19 protein-coding genes, 1 pseudogene and 1 riboswitch are annotated in these 16,820 nt (G+C 35.1%); of the genes and pseudogenes, 5 read left to right on the top strand and 15 right to left on the bottom strand.

What is annotated here, in order from left to right:
- Window positions 1-31: 31 nt before the first annotated feature.
- From MKX66_RS04945 to MKX66_RS04920, 6 genes are all read right to left on the bottom strand, one after another.
- Window positions 32-1,084 (bottom strand): SDR family oxidoreductase, encoded by a 1,053-nt coding sequence (locus MKX66_RS04945; protein WP_341085684.1) that lies wholly within the window; start codon window positions 1,082-1,084, stop codon window positions 32-34.
- 293 nt (window positions 1,085-1,377) lie between these two features.
- Window positions 1,378-1,677 carry a hypothetical protein gene (locus MKX66_RS04940; protein ID WP_000361375.1) on the bottom strand — a complete coding sequence of 100 codons (300 nt, stop codon included), beginning with the start codon at window positions 1,675-1,677 and terminating at the stop codon, window positions 1,378-1,380.
- A gap of 89 nt (window positions 1,678-1,766) precedes the next feature.
- Window positions 1,767-2,717, bottom strand: a complete 951-nt coding sequence (locus MKX66_RS04935; protein ID WP_341085683.1) for a serine hydrolase domain-containing protein — start codon at window positions 2,715-2,717, stop codon at window positions 1,767-1,769.
- Window positions 2,718-2,740: 23 nt separating this feature from the next.
- Entirely contained in the window at window positions 2,741-3,631 is an 891-nt protein-coding gene (locus tag MKX66_RS04930) for an AraC family transcriptional regulator (protein ID WP_341085682.1), read from the bottom strand.
- 47 nt (window positions 3,632-3,678) lie between these two features.
- Window positions 3,679-4,149: a GNAT family N-acetyltransferase gene (locus tag MKX66_RS04925; protein ID WP_193654340.1), complete on the bottom strand. Its 471-nt coding sequence runs from the start codon at window positions 4,147-4,149 to the stop codon at window positions 3,679-3,681.
- Between the two features lie 17 nt (window positions 4,150-4,166).
- Window positions 4,167-4,568, bottom strand: a complete 402-nt coding sequence (locus MKX66_RS04920) for a DUF3980 domain-containing protein (protein WP_193654339.1) — start codon at window positions 4,566-4,568, stop codon at window positions 4,167-4,169.
- Between the two features lie 96 nt (window positions 4,569-4,664).
- Here MKX66_RS04920 and MKX66_RS04915 point away from each other — a divergent pair.
- Window positions 4,665-4,766, top strand: a pseudogene (locus MKX66_RS04915) (NUDIX hydrolase); the annotation flags it as partial.
- Between the two features lie 73 nt (window positions 4,767-4,839).
- Here MKX66_RS04915 and MKX66_RS04910 read toward each other — a convergent pair.
- Window positions 4,840-5,751: a DMT family transporter gene (locus MKX66_RS04910; RefSeq protein WP_341085681.1), complete on the bottom strand. Its 912-nt coding sequence runs from the start codon at window positions 5,749-5,751 to the stop codon at window positions 4,840-4,842.
- Between the two features lie 124 nt (window positions 5,752-5,875).
- On the opposite strand from MKX66_RS04910, the gene pdxR reads away from it, so the two are divergent.
- The gene (gene pdxR, locus MKX66_RS04905) at window positions 5,876-7,318 is read left to right on the top strand and encodes a MocR-like pyridoxine biosynthesis transcription factor PdxR (protein WP_341085680.1); all 1,443 of its coding nucleotides are present in this window, start codon (window positions 5,876-5,878) and stop codon (window positions 7,316-7,318) included.
- A gap of 80 nt (window positions 7,319-7,398) precedes the next feature.
- Window positions 7,399-7,839, top strand: a complete 441-nt coding sequence (locus MKX66_RS04900) for a YaiI/YqxD family protein (RefSeq protein ID WP_002032939.1) — start codon at window positions 7,399-7,401, stop codon at window positions 7,837-7,839.
- Window positions 7,840-7,925: 86 nt separating this feature from the next.
- On the opposite strand, the gene MKX66_RS04895 is transcribed toward MKX66_RS04900, so the two are convergent.
- Window positions 7,926-8,240 carry a DUF3892 domain-containing protein gene (locus MKX66_RS04895; protein ID WP_215589837.1) on the bottom strand — a complete coding sequence of 105 codons (315 nt, stop codon included), beginning with the start codon at window positions 8,238-8,240 and terminating at the stop codon, window positions 7,926-7,928.
- Between the two features lie 239 nt (window positions 8,241-8,479).
- Between MKX66_RS04895 and MKX66_RS04890 the strand changes: the two genes are divergently transcribed.
- The gene (locus MKX66_RS04890) at window positions 8,480-9,355 is read left to right on the top strand and encodes a hypothetical protein (protein ID WP_215589838.1); all 876 of its coding nucleotides are present in this window, start codon (window positions 8,480-8,482) and stop codon (window positions 9,353-9,355) included.
- A 176-nt stretch (window positions 9,356-9,531) separates the two neighbouring features.
- On the opposite strand, the gene MKX66_RS04885 is transcribed toward MKX66_RS04890, so the two are convergent.
- From MKX66_RS04885 to MKX66_RS04860, 6 genes are all read right to left on the bottom strand, one after another.
- Window positions 9,532-10,356 (bottom strand): DUF2785 domain-containing protein, encoded by an 825-nt coding sequence (locus tag MKX66_RS04885; RefSeq protein ID WP_002013583.1) that lies wholly within the window; start codon window positions 10,354-10,356, stop codon window positions 9,532-9,534.
- A gap of 290 nt (window positions 10,357-10,646) precedes the next feature.
- Window positions 10,647-11,189: a GrpB family protein gene (locus MKX66_RS04880; RefSeq protein ID WP_002142334.1), complete on the bottom strand. Its 543-nt coding sequence runs from the start codon at window positions 11,187-11,189 to the stop codon at window positions 10,647-10,649.
- Between the two features lie 49 nt (window positions 11,190-11,238).
- Window positions 11,239-11,901: an AAA family ATPase gene (locus MKX66_RS04875; RefSeq protein ID WP_341085679.1), complete on the bottom strand. Its 663-nt coding sequence runs from the start codon at window positions 11,899-11,901 to the stop codon at window positions 11,239-11,241.
- 143 nt (window positions 11,902-12,044) lie between these two features.
- A complete protein-coding gene (locus MKX66_RS04870; protein ID WP_341085678.1) occupies window positions 12,045-12,788 on the bottom strand; it encodes a metallophosphoesterase family protein in 744 nt (247 codons plus the stop codon).
- Window positions 12,789-12,801: 13 nt separating this feature from the next.
- Entirely contained in the window at window positions 12,802-13,740 is a 939-nt protein-coding gene (locus tag MKX66_RS04865; RefSeq protein ID WP_341085677.1) for an aminoglycoside phosphotransferase family protein, read from the bottom strand.
- 14 nt (window positions 13,741-13,754) lie between these two features.
- Window positions 13,755-14,552: a VOC family protein gene (locus MKX66_RS04860; protein WP_341085676.1), complete on the bottom strand. Its 798-nt coding sequence runs from the start codon at window positions 14,550-14,552 to the stop codon at window positions 13,755-13,757.
- 207 nt (window positions 14,553-14,759) lie between these two features.
- Here MKX66_RS04860 and MKX66_RS04855 point away from each other — a divergent pair, with 207 nt between their 5' ends.
- Window positions 14,760-15,662 (top strand): sulfite exporter TauE/SafE family protein, encoded by a 903-nt coding sequence (locus MKX66_RS04855; protein WP_002127976.1) that lies wholly within the window; start codon window positions 14,760-14,762, stop codon window positions 15,660-15,662.
- Between the two features lie 40 nt (window positions 15,663-15,702).
- Here MKX66_RS04855 and MKX66_RS04850 read toward each other — a convergent pair whose 3' ends face one another.
- The gene (locus MKX66_RS04850) at window positions 15,703-16,152 is read right to left on the bottom strand and encodes a GNAT family N-acetyltransferase (RefSeq protein ID WP_242245908.1); all 450 of its coding nucleotides are present in this window, start codon (window positions 16,150-16,152) and stop codon (window positions 15,703-15,705) included.
- Window positions 16,153-16,537: 385 nt separating this feature from the next.
- Window positions 16,538-16,730: riboswitch (Lysine riboswitch) on the top strand.
- Window positions 16,731-16,820 lie beyond the last annotated feature (90 nt).

The following is a 16,820-nucleotide window of genomic DNA, read 5'->3' as shown; positions in this document are numbered from 1 at the left end:
ACAATAAATTATAACATCCTTTAAAATCAAATCATTCTAAAAGTACCCTTGTTTGCCCTTCTTTATACCACTTCTCTATTAATACTCTCTCCCTCTCACCTGAAATACCTGCCTTTAATTCCCTTCCTTGCATCTCTTTCATCCACGCATACACGTCTGTAACAGTATCTTCTAACCTTCTAAAAGTAAGACCCTCTTTAACTGCGCTCTCTATATTAATAGAGAATCCACCTTTCCACGGATCTGTTTCACCTTCTAAAGCAAAAGTTTCGGGAAGCCACAATGGCATTTCCGTCCATGGCTGTACTTTATTCTCATGCATAAACGATTCATCAACCCAAACGAATGCAGCATCGCTATTTGTAACCTTTTTACACGTATTTAATAGCTCTTCCATCGTCAGCTCATCTTTCGGACCCGTTACATTAAATGTACCTACTTTATTGTTTTCTGCCATGTTTAGTCCAAAGCTCGCGACGTCTTTTATATCAACGAACTGCACTGGACGGTCTTTCCTTCCTGGAACTAACACTTTTCCTCCCTTTTCTACACGCCCAATCCAGTATGGAAGCCGATCAGTATAATCAAACATTCCTGAAAGAAGTCCTGCTCTTACGTGTAAAACACGACCCGGCCAATAATTCTCTGCTTCTTTTTCACATAATACTTTAAGCGCACCGTAATACTCATAAGGAGATATTTCACCATTCTCTACAGCTTTTACCTTATCACTTGGTGGTTCAGGTAGTAATTTATAATCTTCTTTTATGTGATGCGGGATCCAATCTTTATATACGGAAAGGCTTGAGATGAATGTATAGTGCTTTATATTATCTTTAAGTACTTCTCCTACATTCCTAATGTGATGAGGAGAAAATCCACATGTATCTATGACCATATCCCATTTTCGATTTTCTAAACTTGAAACATCATCATTTCTATCACCAATTAACTGCTCTATTTCAGGAAAAATCTCATTATTTGTTCCGCGATTAAATAATGTAACTTCATGCCCTCTATTCAAAGCCTCTTCTACGAAAGCCCTTCCTAAAAAACGTGTACCGCCCAGTATTAGAATCTTCATTCTTTTTCCCCCATTCAATCAAGCGCATGATTAAAAACCTTTTCTTTTGTTTAACGATTTTCCCTTGTAAAAAGTTACGGGTATTTTTCATTTTTTTCTATAGTTAATATAACGTCATCCAAATTTGCAACTTGTGACATAACTTTTTATCGAATTCGACAGTAATGAAGACGATAAAGAGGGGTTAAAAAACATTTCAACTAAGTCATAGTGATAAGTACACATCTACGAAAATACTTATTTATACGAGCAATGCTCCTGTCAATTTGGCAGGAGCATTGTTTTTTCAACCTCTATTTACTTTTATATACTTGAATTGAAATGATCGAAATTAAACTGAGCAACCCCATAAATAAACAAGTCGCGCCTAGAATTGTATAAGAATTTCCGTATCCTTGTAATAAAGCTAAATACGTACTTGTATCCATATGACCGCCCTGCTCTGCAACAGATTCACTTGTTGCCTTACTCCCCATTTCTGGTGCATTTATTAGTACATACACACCGATAATAGCTACTAAAGCTGAAATGATTTCTACAACATTAGACTTTGTCATCATACCCTCACCTTTCAAACAACGTCTTTTATCCATCTAGTGAAATCTCTTTCTATCTCTTACTTATATATAATAGCAAAAAATATGGTATAAAATTCCAATTCATACCATATTTTAAACTAAATTTAATTATTTGACTGTACACTAGAAAGAATATATTTTGAAATTAGCTCCCCCCATATATCCTTCGCTTCCGGTATAATCTCAGATGCAATCGCCACCACCAATTCCTTCTCCGGAATACAACAAATCATATTCCCACCATCACCCATGGCACAGTATGAAAAGACCCCATCTTCTTCTCGTAACCACCATAAGTAACCGTATTGATTTGAATTCATCGCTATTGATTTTTGTACCCACGATTTTGAAAGAATTTCCTTTTCATTATGAATACCTTCATTCAAATACATCTGTCCAAACTTAGCCATATCTCTAGCTGCTAACGTAAGTCCCCATCCGCCAGTTGAAATACCATTTGGATCGTGAACCCATCCCTTTACATCTTTTCCGAATAAGTCATCAAATCCAAATGCTTTCATATTGTAGTTTGGAATTTCTCTTATGCCGATAGGCTGGAATAGATATTCGTTCGCAAACTCACGAGCACTTTTCCCTGTTACACTCGTAATAATTGCTGATAGTACATGTGCGCCTGCCGATGAATATTTAAAAGGTCCAATTTCTCCACCTTTTCCTGCCCTACTTAACGTATACTTCACCCAGTCCATTTGTGTACATAGTTCTTCTAACGGTTCCTGCCAGTCTATATAAGGATATGGAGCTGTCATTGTAAGTAGATGCCGAACTGTTACTTCAGATGCCTTAAGATTATATTCAGGAAAAAACTCTATTACTTTTTGATTAACACTTTTGATATATCCTTTATCTATACATATCCCAATTAACGCAGAGATTATCGTTTTTGTGACCGATGCTACATGACATGCATCATCTGGACCGTAACCATTATAATAATTTTCAAAAGTAACATTACCCTTTTGTACAACTAATACACCATTTATATTTTTATAGTTTTCTTTTATAGTCCAATCTAACTGTTCAGCAGTTTTCATCGTTCTTCCCCCTTAATCTATGATTAAAAAGGTTCGATAGGTACATATATATCGACTATATGTTTATTTTCCGGGTGCTGCCTTGGATCATTTCTATATACTTCGAAAGGATACGAATCTCTCGGTTTATATCCGCTATTTGGGAGCCATTCACCGTATAAAAAATCCCATGCTCCTTTATATTCCTCTTGGAATATTTCAAAATGACCTACTGCATATTTACCTGATGGTATTGTCATCAATCCAATATCACTATTTCCTTCTACTACTTCATCTAGAATCGTTATACATAGACTTGTTCTTAAATGATAGTCTTCTGTGAACTCATGATGATCATGGTAAATTGTTAATACTTTCGTATCCTCAAATACATGATAGTTTTCCCCCGCTGCGTAATGAAATAATTTCTCTATCATTTTTGGAAAATCTATAGCTAAATCTTTATATGTACCTACATGTCTTATGTATGCGACGTTTACTTTGTCCGCTGCTACAATTTCGACCTCTCCTCGAACCTTCTTACACTCATTGTATTGAGAATCTTCGCTAACGTCTTTGCAATTCTTGCTATTGTGATTTCTATAGTGAGACGGACTTACTCCGTAATAACTTTTAAATGTCCGGGAGAAAACTGCTGAATCTGTGAACCCGAAGTAATACGCAATGTCTGTAATCGTCATATCTGTACGATAAGTAAGAAGGTGTGTTGCCCTCTCTAATTTCAAACGATTCACATACCGAGATAACGGCTCATCCATCATCCCTTTAAAAATTCTATGAAAATGAAATTTTGAAAAGCCTGCCACATTAGCTAAATCTTCAATTGAAAGTGAATCATTTATATGTGATTCTATATAGTCTTGCACTTTATAAACACGTCGTAAATACTCGTTTCTACTTTGAGAACTCTCCATATTTATCCCTCCTCACAACAAAAAGACTAACTTCACGTTAGCCTACTTTACACATTTTTTAAAAATAAAACTCTACTCCCGCCGTTCCCCTCATAATTTGTATGTACGGATACACCTTCTATTTCATCATCCCCAGCTTCAATTTGAAATCCGATTTCTTGATGAAATTCAATTGATTTTTTATTAACTGGTGCCGTTATCGCTTTTACAACTTTACGGTTATTTGCACGAGCGACATCGAAGAAATAAGAATATAACGTCGATGCGATTCCTTTTCGTCTAAACTTCGGATTTACACCGATAAAATGAACGTACGCTTCATCTTTATGCGTTTGTGAAAAAAATCCACATAAGAAACCTAACGTTTTCCCATCTTCTTCAATGATAAAACTCGTTTCTTGAAAATGGACGAAAAACAACTTCGGCAACATACTAGCCATATCTCTTCCGCCCCACCAATCATTTAATACAGAATGAATATTTACATAATCTTCCCCTTGAATATTTCTTACTCGCATGTATTTCTCCCTCTCACTCACTTCATTTTTTCATAAATTTTAATGACTGTTTCTACTAATAGGATGAATACCCAAATACCGCAAAATACAAGTACAGACTGGAATATGGATCCAATAATAATAACACCAACTGCACCTGATCCTGAAATTGATACTTCCCCAAATCCTGGATCATGTATAAGCGATCCAGCAGAAAAAGCCATTAAAATTGATCCTATTAAATAAATAACACTCATTATTTTTAATATTTTTATAGAAAGATACGAAGTTTGTTCTTCTTCCACTTGTGATAATTCGATTTCCCCGCTCGCAATTCCTTTTTGTAGACAATCTTCACACAAAAATTCTCCCTTAATTTTTTTACCACCGTGTATTGTACCTGTTATTTCTTTACACCTTGAACATTTTCGATTTATCATGTTGTTATCACTCCACTCCTATAAGATTATACTTATATAATTCTACATTTGCCTTAATATTCCTTTTATGTATTTTATAGAGAAAGGTCGTATTTTATGATTTCAAAACTTACATTTAGTTATAAAGAGCTTACTGTTCAGTATGTATTACGGCCTAGTTGCTATGCGGTTATTTTTAATAATGCTTGTTCAAAAATGGGCTGTTAAACAAGCGCTTTTATTACGAAATAAAAAATGATCTCCTTCTATATGAAAGAGATCATTTTTACTACTAACTTACTTTTTTCAAATTGAGAGCTGGCTTTTTCATTCCACCTTTTTTTACAACATATAAGCCGATAAAGATAATAAGTCCGCCAACGAGTTGCATCATATTGATTTGCTCTCCAATTGTTACAGCTGCAAAGATAACTGCGAACAATGGTACTAGATACATATAAACCATTACTTTCGTTGAACCTATTTTACTAATACCGACATACCACATTGCAAGTCCGAAGATTGTCGCAAAGACGATTGAATATGCTAGTGATCCCCAGCTTGGCGTATCTACTGGCCACGTTAATGTATTTACGTTGAATAAACAGTATATAACGAGAGGTACAATTCCAATTAAAGTAGACCATGATGTGACTCTCATTGCGGAGTATTTTGTGATAAGTGGTTGCGCTAAAATGGGATACCATCCCCACGCAATTGCTGCGACTAATCCAATTACATTTCCGAGCCACGCATACTCGTATGTAGCTCCTCCCGTATGCCCTGTTAATAAAACGAATGCTGCACCAATAAACGCTACTATTGAACCAATTTGTACTTTCATCGAAAAACGTTCTTGTTTGTGCAATACTGCTAATATCCCTGTAAAAATAGGTGACATCGCAATTAATAATGAGGCGTTCGTTGCTGAAGTATATTTTACAGATAGCATAAACATCGTTTGATACATTGCCGTACCAACGATACCGACTGCTACTAATCGTAACCAATCTTTTCTTTCAATACGTAATGAGCGTTCCATTAAAAATGTAATAAGTAATAATACCGGTGATGCTACTAAAAATCGTAAACTATTAAATTGAATGGATGACATATATGCCACGCCATACTTTCCAATTGTATAATTTGCTCCCCATACTAATGCTACTGATACTAGGAGCCACTCCATTTGCCATCGTTTCATCCGAATCTCCCCTTCCCTATTTAGCATAGTAAAATTGGCTGGATATAACACCGTCCAATTGGCTGTTTTTTTACCCAGCCAATTTGTTATACTTGATGTATATAAGAGATGCGGAGGCGTTTGTATGGAATGGAAGCTAGATAACGACAGTAAAATCCCTATTTATCAGCAAGTTGTTGACTTTATTGAAAAACGTATTACATACGGAGAACTTCCTCCAGGTAGCTTCCTCCCTTCAGAACGGAAATTAGCGACGCAGTTAAACGTAAACCGCAGTACGGTAACGACTGCTTATAATGAACTACGTGCTATGGGAATTGTAGAAAGTACAACTGGTAAAGGTACACGTGTGAGTACACATATGTGGGGTGTTTCTCCCACATTAACGCCGAACTGGAGAGGTTTCGTAGAAGGCGGGACTTTCTTACCAAACTTACCGTTACTTCGCCATATTCGGGCAGAAGTACAGCAAAATGAAAACATTATTGACTTTGCAAACGGAGAGCTCGGTTGTAACCTCTATCCTCACGATCAACTACAAACAATTTTGCGAGAACAACCGTTAACGCAGTCATTAAGTTACGATCATCCCCAGGGGTATCTCCCGCTAAGACAAGCGGTAGTAAAATATATGAAGGAATATTTAAAAGTTGAAGCGACCGAACAATCGATTATGATTACATCCGGCGCCCAACAAGCACTTCACCTTATCGTACAATGTTTATTAAATCCAGGTGACGCAGTCGCTTTCGAAAGCCCTTCACACTGTTATTCATTACCGTTATTCCAATCGGCAGGTATTCGTATTTTTCCATTACCTGTCGATGAACACGGTATTAATCCAGACGATGTGCAAGAGTTATATAGAAAGCATCGTATTAAAATGATCTTTTTAAATCCAAATTTCCAAAACCCTACGGGAACGATGCTGCATCCAAACCGTAGAAAGAAACTGCTATCACTTTGCGCAGACTTACGAATCGCGATCGTTGAAGATGACCCGTCCAGTTTACTTACGTTAGAAAATAAACAACCTTGCCCTACTTTAAAATCGATTGATGAAAACGGAACAGTCATTTATGTTCATTCCTTATCAAAAATGATTGCGCCAGGGTTACGAGTTGGCTGGCTTGTCGCTCCGCAGTCTGTCGTAGAGCGATTATCAGATGCGCGTCACCAAATGGAATTAGGAATGAGTATATTCCCGCAGTGGCTTATACAACAATTTTTCGAAACTGTACCATTTCAGTCGCATATCGTACCGTTACGAAAACAACTAGCAGAAAAAAGAGACATTATCGTTCGTGCCCTAAACGAGCAACTTCACGATAAAATCTCTTTCTCAAGCCCGACCGGTGGTATATACATATGGGGAAAATTAAACGGACCGATAAACGAAAAACAACTCATTATGCAAAGCTTAAAACAAGAAATCGCCTTTATGCCGGGCAGTATTTTCGGCGCGAAAGATGGTTATATTCGTTTATCTTATGGGAAAGTGAATATTAATCAAATTGAGGAAGGTATTTCTCGTTTGCGTGAGGCTATTTTAGTTTGTGGGAAATAACATTATGTAAAGAAGTCTCGTTTGACAAAAGCAAAATCTACCATTATTATCAACACGAACCTATTCATAGGAGTGATAAAATGAAGATTTACGTTGATGCAGATGCTTGCCCTGTAAAAGATGTGATTATTTATGAGGCTACGAATGCAGAAATTCCCGTTACCCTCGTTACTAGCTTTTCTCATTATTCTAATGCGGAACAACCAAAAGGTGTAGAAACAATTTATGTTGATTCCGGAGCAGATGCTGCGGATTACCGGATTATGCAGTTAGCAAAAAAAGAAGATTTAATCGTAACGCAAGATTATGGTCTTGCTTCGCTAGCTTTAGCAAAAGGCTGTATCGTTCTACACCATAAAGGCTATAAGTATACGAATGAAAACATTGAACAATTGTTACAAACACGGTATTTAAGTGCAATGGTTCGAAAAAGCGGTAAGCGTACAAAGGGACCGAAACCATTTACAGCAGAAGATAAAGAGAAATTTAGAGCGCTCTTTAAAAGTATAATTGCACTTTAAAAATGAACCGTCTATTTGCAAGGAAAACTTCGCAAAACAAAGAAGAGAATATCCAAATGAACATTCTCTTCTTGAGGTTTACCTGTTTAAAATGAAGGTAAATTATCTAAATTATTTTCCTTTATACCATCCGGTTCACTACGTATAATATCCCTACCATACTTATGAAATACGTCCACATGAGCTAACTTCCCTGATTTTGCTTCACCAAGAGCAGTAATATAATCTAACTCTCTTCCACTACTTGTTTTAAAAGCAATCAAATCCCCATCATCATTTTTACGAACGGCAACAATTTGTTCTGCTCCTGAATTGACTTCATTGTCTACTTCAAATTGAGCTTGCTCTTCTCCTTGATGTAAGTAATCATTATAAACTTTTTCAAAGTCTTTTTTGTCCATAAAACTCACCTCCAAAATATTTTATTAGTATGTTTGGAAGGTGTTGGTTTTATGTGCTTCCTCCATCAAGTTCACAAAAACACACTCCCTCAAAGAGATAACCCGGATCATATTTTTTTCAATCTAATACAAATTCATTTTAGAATCCTATAGAGTATCTCTTAATTTAAGTGTTAATATTTTCCTGATAATATTATAATTTATTTATATCGAAAAGAAATATGAAATGGAGAATGAATATGTTGAATATAGATATTAATCGTTTAACTGATATTTGTTTAGAGTATCAGCAGTCTAGATTTTATGTTACTAAAATCCCTAAAGATTTCTTATCAATTGCCAAAAAACGTTTTTCTATACCAACGGATGACCAAATTTTTGCTTTTTTAAGTTGTAACTTGTTTGGATCAGGAAAATATGGTGTTTACTTTACAAATTCAGGTTTATACTGGAAAAATTGGCTGTTAGGTAAAGGAAATATAAAATGGAATCAATTAAATAAAGTGCAAAAAATTGAAATTGATAAAGATAGCTTTTTATCTTTTGATGCACAAAAAAGCTTTAATATTAACGGAAGTGATTATCCTCCACTGTTATTTAAAGAATTACTTATAACTCTTACAAATTCATTCCAAAATTCAAAACAAAATGATATACATCCAGTTATAAAAGTTGATGAGATAAAATCAACCTGTTCTTTGTTTGAGACATACAATGAATTATTAGAACCTGATAATGGGTTATTTGTAGACACTCATATTTCACACAAAAAATTAAAAGAAATTGGGGCACGATACATTGTTTCAAAAGAAGAAGAAATCATTGCTTTTTTAGATACATCTGTCCTTGGTGATTTGAGTAAAGGATCCGATGGAGTATTAATTTGTCAATCAGGTATATATTTTAGAGAAACTTTTGTACACTTGTATTTTCCATGGCATGTCTTTAGGAATATCCCTATTACTTTGACTTCAAATGAATTAGAAATCGGAAAAGGAAACATATTTCATCTTCAACATGCTAGAATGCCTAGTCAAGAGATTCTATTATTCATCAAGAATTTAAAACAGTATGTTAATAGTTTATATGAGGAAAATCCACAACTACATATTTAATACATTCGTTATTACATATAAGCTCGTGTATATTTAAGTCTAAAATTTCAATTCAACTAAAAAAAACCGATTATTTTTGTAGGGAACCTACAGGTATAATCGGTTTATTAATCTTATTCTTTGCTTACATGCTCATTTATAATGGAATCTAGTGATAGACTAGATATTCTGCTTTTTTAATATCTACGCAATTTCTCCAAAGTCTCCAATATATCATCTGTAAAGGCAGTAGCGCCCTCTTTCTCTAAAGCTCTGAAATATAAACTTCTTAAGAAAGCTCTAATATTTTGTACTAAAATATCATGTTGAGGATGTGGGATATCTTCAACAATTGCTATACTATGTAGCCAATTGCTCCACTCTTCTTCAGTTAAAATATTTTGGTTACGCAACGACATAATTGGCGTTACTAATCTCTCATCCTCAAAGTGTATGTATACGTAGTCATTCAATCGAACCTTCTGACGAACAGCAGCTAGTATTGCATATGAAAACTCACGATTTTGTATTGTACGTGCTAAAGCATCTAGTGCATCTGCCGCATGTGCAGTAGAATGTGCCCAGCCTTTTCCTTCTACGTAACCTCTTACATCTTCTTCTAAATAGACATATTCCAGAACTTGTTCTGCCACACTATACAGTTGTTCTTCAGATAACAGTGGTTCTCTTTCATGAACAGATAAAATAAGCGGCGGAATTAATACGGAGAACGCACGTTTAAATACAGAATCTGTGCCCTTTTCACCAATTTTATAAAATAAATAATCAGGACTAATCGCTTGTAACATTAATCCTCGTAATTCTTTTTGTCTAAATACATCATTTGTAATCCATTTGTGAAGCGTACTATAAATCAAATCATCACGTAATTCAGCATCAGGTGATCCGATATAATCTAGCATCCACTGTGCATATGGATATGCATCTACATCTTCTGGCACAGCATAATTATTATTTTGAATTTGTTGTAATTCTTCTTTTAGTTCTAGTACTTCTGTCATTATATTTCCTGTCATTATATTTCCTGTCCCCTTTTTACGTTTTTTAACTTCTTTTCGCCTTATCCCCTGTAATTTCCCTCATAAAATTAAGTCGACTTTTAATATAGTTTTAGTCCCTATCTTTCTATGAACTTGATTCAATTATATAAATTTCTCCCGAGAAATAAAAGGAAATACATTGGAACACCAAAGCTTCTCACTTTGTTTGCATGCATTTCATGTAAGTTTAAGTTATAAAATAAAGTATTTTTTTCATTTGTATTCAAACGTATTTACAATCAAAAATTAAATCATTTTAGAACTCGTTTAATAAACTCTGTTTTAGCTTTTGTGTATGCTTCTCTATCTTGGTTATATCTTTTAGCTAAATCTTGTTTCAGATTTGAATAATCATAAACTAATTGTGGATTTTCTCGTAAGCGGTTACGAAATAAAAGTTGTTGCTCCCATCGCTCAGTTCCTTTAACCATTAAATGCAGGTGAGCTACACGCCTATTATTCTTCACTTTCACAAAGAACCTTCTCCAAGGTCTTTCATCTAATTCCGGGCCTACATAATGCCAATCATATATAGACAATTTTGCTGAAATATCGAGCACTCTATCAAATGAGTCTGTTTCAGCCATTAGATCAATGATAGGTTTTGCAGGTAAACCAGGTATGGATGTACTTCCTATATGTATTACTTTGCTAATACCGAGAGGAGTAAGCAGTTCATAAAGTTGCTGTTCTTCACATCGTCCTTTATCTTGCCAATCAGGATTTGCATTAACTATCTCTACTGACTCATTCGCCCATACAGGCCAATCGTTCGGATTATCTTTTTTATCCACCCAACACATCCCCTTTCACGAACTTTTTGCTATATAAACGATTTTAAATTCATTTAAATACAACTACCGGATCATCAAAATTACTATTCTGAAATATAATATTTGCACATTCTTTCGGATTATGCTCATCTATATACATCTTACAAGCCGCATGATATCTGTTTATAAACATTTTCTCTGCTTCTTCATAACTTCCAAAAGCCTCAGTCTCGCGCTCTGCACCACGGTTTCTCGCAGTCTCAAAATCTGTATCTACGAAAATTTTATAGTCAAATAGATACTCAATTTCTTTTTTCAATAAAAATGTTCCATCTACTATTAGCACCATAGTTGGCGAGGCCACTAGCGGCGTATTATGTACAGGCATGTCCGTTATTAAGTTATGAGAAATCGTTTCATACTGTAAATTCCCGTTAGGTCCTAAAGGTTTTAATAGCCTTTCTTTGAAAGCTGTATAATCGTGTGCATCTTCATAATACCCTCTTGCAGACTCTTTTCCTTGTGCATAACGAATCACTCTCGGGTTATGAAAATCATCAATGCTGGTGCGTATTACTTGCACTTCCCGATTTTTCATTTCCTCTGCCAGTTCGTTTGCAAATGTTGTCTTTCCTGAAGCTGTTATACCATTTACTCCAACTCTTATTGGATGGGTTAATTTTAACGTTAAAATATGATCAGCAATTTCTTTCATGTATTGTTTTCGGAGCATGACATTCCCTCCTGTATGTTGTTTACATAATATAATTGCAGTAAATTAAATTTATCGCTATTTGTTGGTAAATCGATATATTAAAAAAATCGTTGAAATATTTTAAGTTATGATAGATATATTTTTATTGATTTATATTTTCCTTATTTCCCCTTAAAACCTCGATATAAAGCAGTCCGTAACTCTTGTTTGTATTCCTCAATTTCTGGCATATCCAACTCTTCAGCTAATCGGATGGCTAGTTCAATATCATATGGTACACGTACGAGTTGAATCGAAAAGCTTGCTGCTTCTTTTTCATTGTATGTTCCTTCAAAAATTAAATAGGAAGCTTGTGTAATTTCAAGTGGATTACCTACACTACCAGCATTACATAACGTTTTCCCTCTAAAATTTTGCACATACGCCTGATGAACGTCACCGTAACAAACGACATCTGGTTTTCTTTCCCCTTCTATATTCTCTGTGAGCTCACTATTTTCGAACATACTAATACGCTCTTCTCTTGTTGCATGTGGTTGAATTCTTTCATACAAACTTCTCGGTGAAGCGTGGAACATACGAATCAGTTTCCCACTCATATAAAACTCGATTGAAAATGGTAAGCTTCTTAAATACTCATTTTGTTCTTCTGACAATTGTTTTTGATGCCATTTTAACGCTTCAAATACAGTCGGTTTTGTAATGAAATCATCCCAGTTTCCCATTACGGTTCCTTCACATTCTTTACGAACGATTTCAATTACTTCGCTAGAATGCGGACCTTTTCCTACTAAATCTCCAAGACAAATAATACGTTCAATTCCTCTTAATTTAATATCTTTCAGTACTGATTCTAATGCCGGAATATTACCATGTATATCTGAAATTACCGCAATTTTATCCAAATGAATCCCTCCGTTATTTATTGTTTATTATATCCTCATGTTGTGATTGATACCATTTTGGAATATAAGATGAAAAATGATTATGATCTTCTATAATTCGGTTCAATCTTTCTTTCATATCCTCTACTAAATGTGGTGTAGTTCGGTTTGTCCATACGATATCCGCTGGGAATGTCATCGCTGCATATAATGAATACAGTTTCCAAAAGTGGATTGACGGATCGCCTCCGCAATAACCGTGAACTTGTCCAACCGCAAATGGTTTGCTTATTCTTGTAGTAAAAATCGCTACGTTATAAAAATCGTGTATTGGATCGCCAAAATCATATCCACTAAAATCGATAACGATAAATTCATTATTATGAATCATACTATTTGCTGGGTGGTAATCATCGTGTAAAAATGTGATAGGCCGATTTTTCAATAAGTCTTTATGATTTTCTACAAAGGTGAATACTGGCTTCAAATCCAGAAAATTCACCTCATAATCTGCTAATGCCTCTATGTACCTTTCATACTTATTCCACCTAAATATTTCCCATTTATTACTTGCACTTTCTCTTTCTATCGAGTGAATTCTCTTTAATATTTCCCCTGCTTTTCTTCCTGCATTATACTGTTCTTCCACCGATAGCTTGCTTAAGCTCTCTTCACCATTTACACCTTGGGTCCATTCAAATACTTGAACACATTTATTTAATCCCTCAAGTTTTATGAAATGAATTAACTTCGGCGTTGGAATATGTAATAACTCCAATTGTTTCATATACATATATTCTTCTTGTTTTCGTTCATAATTAGCAGAATCACACACTTTTACAAAATAAGTTTCTCGATTCTCTAGGTCAATTTTATACTTCTCTTCATGTGAAAAACCTTTTGTAATAGCTGTACATTTTACAATACGTGACCACTCTAGTTTTCTTTCTATCTCCCTTAACATTTCTTCCACAAAACTCACCTCTATTAATATACGAACAAACTACCTAACACTTCATACTCTCGTTTATTTTCCCCTTTAAACTCCACTGCAAATGGATATTCGCCATGATTCTTCAAACGTTCTAGTACTAGCCCTTCTCCAACTGGTTCACAAAACTGCACATGAACATCACCAAACGATACACTTTGACACTCAGCATTCCATTCTCCATTTTGTATGATTGAATTTGCAGTTAGCTCCATTACTTCTTTCCATTTCCGCACTGTTTCTCGAACATTTTTCACCGTATAATGAATCGTTTCAATTTCTTGTACTTTATTTTTATGTTCAGTGATCGTCCCTATTTTACGTAAATCGTTTCTTCTTTCTTCATCCGTTTCATTCCACTGTATAAAGAATGGTAATTTCGGTCCATTCTCTTCTTGCTTTACAAATAACATTTTCCATTCTAAAAGCCGGCCATCTTTTCTCATCCGTTTCCCTTCAAATGGTCCTATCGTATGTAAGCCGTGCTTACTAAATTTAACTGCTAGTTCTTCAATTGCATCTGTTCGAATTGCGATTTGTAGCATCCCTTCTCCATTTTTTAATTTCACCACTGTTTCTTGTACTAATGGATTTTCTGCTTCTTTCGCTTTTTCTTCATGCTGAACTGCTAAAAATTCTATATATGATAAATCAAAATAACATAAACTATTCCAAGTACCCCAAGTCGTATGCTCACCGCCTAATGCAGTATGAAATCCATGCTCCTGCATTTGTTTTGCCGCTTCCTCCGGTGTACAATGCACTGCGTGAACGAGATGATCAAATGCTAACATAGTCTTTCTCCCCTTTCTCTCCATCCTTTTATTGTATATTTTATTTTTCTTTCGTTCAATTCAAAAAAATTTAAAACCCAGTTGATTTATACGATTAATGTGTATTATAATAAAACAAATTTAATTATTGCTGATTGGAAAAACCAAAGGCACTTTTCTCATACGGGAAAAGTGTCTTTTTCATTTATTATTACAGGGGGATTATTTATGCAGAAATTAATTGTCTTTGCTATTATTGGATTTTTCGCTCAATTGATTGATGGCGCACTTGGTATGGCGTACGGGGTAACGTCTACCTCACTATTATTAATGTTTGGTATCGCACCAGCTGTAGCTTCCGCATCAGTTCATTTAGCTGAAGTCGTTACAACCGCCGCTTCTGGTGCATCTCATATCAAATTTGGAAACGTTGATAAATATACAGTTTCCAGACTTACATTACCAGGAGCAATTGGCGCATTTATTGGGGCATGTTTTTTAAGCAATTTACCTGGTGATGTAATTAAACCGTACATTTCCATATTTTTATTTACTTTAGGGGTTTATATTTTATTACGATTCATCATTCAAAAACAAATTGTTTCTTCAAATAAGCGTATGTCTGCTAAACAACTTGTACCACTTGGCTTATTCGCTGGATTCGTCGATTCAACTGGCGGCGGTGGTTGGGGGCCGATTACGACACCTGTTCTTCTTGCAAGAGGAAATGAAGCTAGAAAAGTTATTGGATCTGTAGATACGAGTGAATTTCCTGTTTCACTCGCTGCAACGATTGGCTTTTTCATTTCACTTGGCTGGGAACAAGTAAGCTGGGTTTGGGTATTTGCCCTCATGCTTGGTGGTATTGTTGCCGCACCAATCGCCGCATGGTTAGTACGCATCGTTCCTTCTCATTTACTTGGCGTACTCGTTGGCGGACTTATTATCTTTACGAATATACGTACACTGCTTACTACATTTAAAGTAGATCCAACTATTATTTCACTTTCTTACGTTGCAGTTGGTCTTGTCGTTATTATATCTATTTTTATTGCTGTTCGTAATCATTCCAATCGTTCTAACGTATCGACAGCCGGCTATCCGAAAGATCAAAAACAAATGTTACCATAATTAATAATAATACCGCCCGATTTACTTCGAGCGGTATTTTTTATTTTTCTATTTTCCAATTGACCATCGTTTCAGTACTATTTACTCTTTTCATATGTAATTTCTCTAATACACGAATGGAGCTATAATTATCAAGGAGTGTCTCCGCTATAATCGTTTTCACTTCCCCTGTTTGAAAAGCCCATTTCATTAATTCACTAACTGCTTCTGTTGCATACCCCTTATTCCAATATTTCTCAATAAATCCGTAACCATTTTCTACTGTATGTTGCTCATTCGGTTTCCCTTTAAATCCTATATCACCTAGAACCACATCATCCTCTTTCCGAATAACATACCACGGTCCCCACGGTAATGAAGCCACATCTCGTTTCACATTTTCTATATGCCCTACAATATGTGGGCCACTATTGTATCCTTGATTATTCGCAATTTGAATCCATTCTTCTGTACACGGTACTATATATAATCTTTCCGTTTCTAATTTCATAATGATATCCCCTTTTCAATTAAACAATACCTCAATTTTATCAGAAATAAAAAGAATATTCATTCTATTTATCGGATTTATACTTATTTCTTTGAAACGAATTTAAGGAATAATCCCCTTTTAATAGTTATGTCGAATTATATTTTCTGAATTTTCTTTTAATTTTAAAGGGTTTTTCAATATTTTTTGCGAAACATTTGTATAACAATTTTTTCTTTGCTTATTGTTACATAAAAGTAGGTTCGGGTGGAGTTTTGCGAGCGTTTCCTATACAATAACCGATATTTTTTGACTTTTCCTAACAAAATCCCTTGCAATATATTCAGAAAGTCATTACAATTGCCATATATTAAATATCTTAGCAATATATAAATCCTCATCAATCCGATGAGGTAGAGGTTGCGACTTTTAAAAGTAAAATGGACGAGACACAGCGAATGTCACTGACTCCGTTTGAAAGGAAAAGTTGCCGAAGTTTATATTTCTTCTCTGGAAATATGAGCTGGGGCTGTCTCCGAAAGGAACAGAACTGTCACGTTTACAAAATTACCGTGTAAACGTGGTGTGCTATCTTAACGGAAGGGTATGATGGGGTGGTTATTTGTGAAACGTTCCGCCTAATTCCTTTGGCGGTTTTTTGTATTTTTCTCCCCCGCTCCTTCCTAACC

The organism is Bacillus sp. FSL R9-9530, assembly GCF_038008145.1.
Classification (GTDB): Bacteria; Bacillota; Bacilli; order Bacillales; family Bacillaceae_G; genus Bacillus_A; species Bacillus_A mycoides.
The sequence above is the reverse complement of the archived record's forward strand: the minus strand, read 5'-3'. Positions and strand labels throughout refer to the sequence as shown.

Coding starts and splice junctions, on each gene's coding strand:
- MKX66_RS04940 (WP_000361375.1), bottom strand. CDS start 1,677: ATGGATAAAAGACGTTGTTTGAAAGGTGAGGGTATGATGACAAAGTCT.
- pdxR (WP_341085680.1), top strand. CDS start 5,876: ATGGAATGGAAGCTAGATAACGACAGTAAAATCCCTATTTATCAGCAA.
- MKX66_RS04875 (WP_341085679.1), bottom strand. CDS start 11,901: ATGCTCCGAAAACAATACATGAAAGAAATTGCTGATCATATTTTAACG.
- MKX66_RS04855 (WP_002127976.1), top strand. CDS start 14,760: ATGCAGAAATTAATTGTCTTTGCTATTATTGGATTTTTCGCTCAATTG.
- MKX66_RS04935 (WP_341085683.1), bottom strand. CDS start 2,717: ATGAAAACTGCTGAACAGTTAGATTGGACTATAAAAGAAAACTATAAA.
- MKX66_RS04900 (WP_002032939.1), top strand. CDS start 7,399: ATGAAGATTTACGTTGATGCAGATGCTTGCCCTGTAAAAGATGTGATT.
- MKX66_RS04925 (WP_193654340.1), bottom strand. CDS start 4,149: ATGCGAGTAAGAAATATTCAAGGGGAAGATTATGTAAATATTCATTCT.
- MKX66_RS04895 (WP_215589837.1), bottom strand. CDS start 8,240: ATGGACAAAAAAGACTTTGAAAAAGTTTATAATGATTACTTACATCAA.
- MKX66_RS04930 (WP_341085682.1), bottom strand. CDS start 3,631: ATGGAGAGTTCTCAAAGTAGAAACGAGTATTTACGACGTGTTTATAAA.
- MKX66_RS04890 (WP_215589838.1), top strand. CDS start 8,480: ATGTTGAATATAGATATTAATCGTTTAACTGATATTTGTTTAGAGTAT.
- MKX66_RS04945 (WP_341085684.1), bottom strand. CDS start 1,084: ATGAAGATTCTAATACTGGGCGGTACACGTTTTTTAGGAAGGGCTTTC.
- MKX66_RS04910 (WP_341085681.1), bottom strand. CDS start 5,751: ATGAAACGATGGCAAATGGAGTGGCTCCTAGTATCAGTAGCATTAGTA.
- MKX66_RS04860 (WP_341085676.1), bottom strand. CDS start 14,552: ATGTTAGCATTTGATCATCTCGTTCACGCAGTGCATTGTACACCGGAG.
- MKX66_RS04920 (WP_193654339.1), bottom strand. CDS start 4,568: ATGATAAATCGAAAATGTTCAAGGTGTAAAGAAATAACAGGTACAATA.
- MKX66_RS04885 (WP_002013583.1), bottom strand. CDS start 10,356: ATGACAGAAGTACTAGAACTAAAAGAAGAATTACAACAAATTCAAAAT.
- MKX66_RS04850 (WP_242245908.1), bottom strand. CDS start 16,152: ATGAAATTAGAAACGGAAAGATTATATATAGTACCGTGTACAGAAGAA.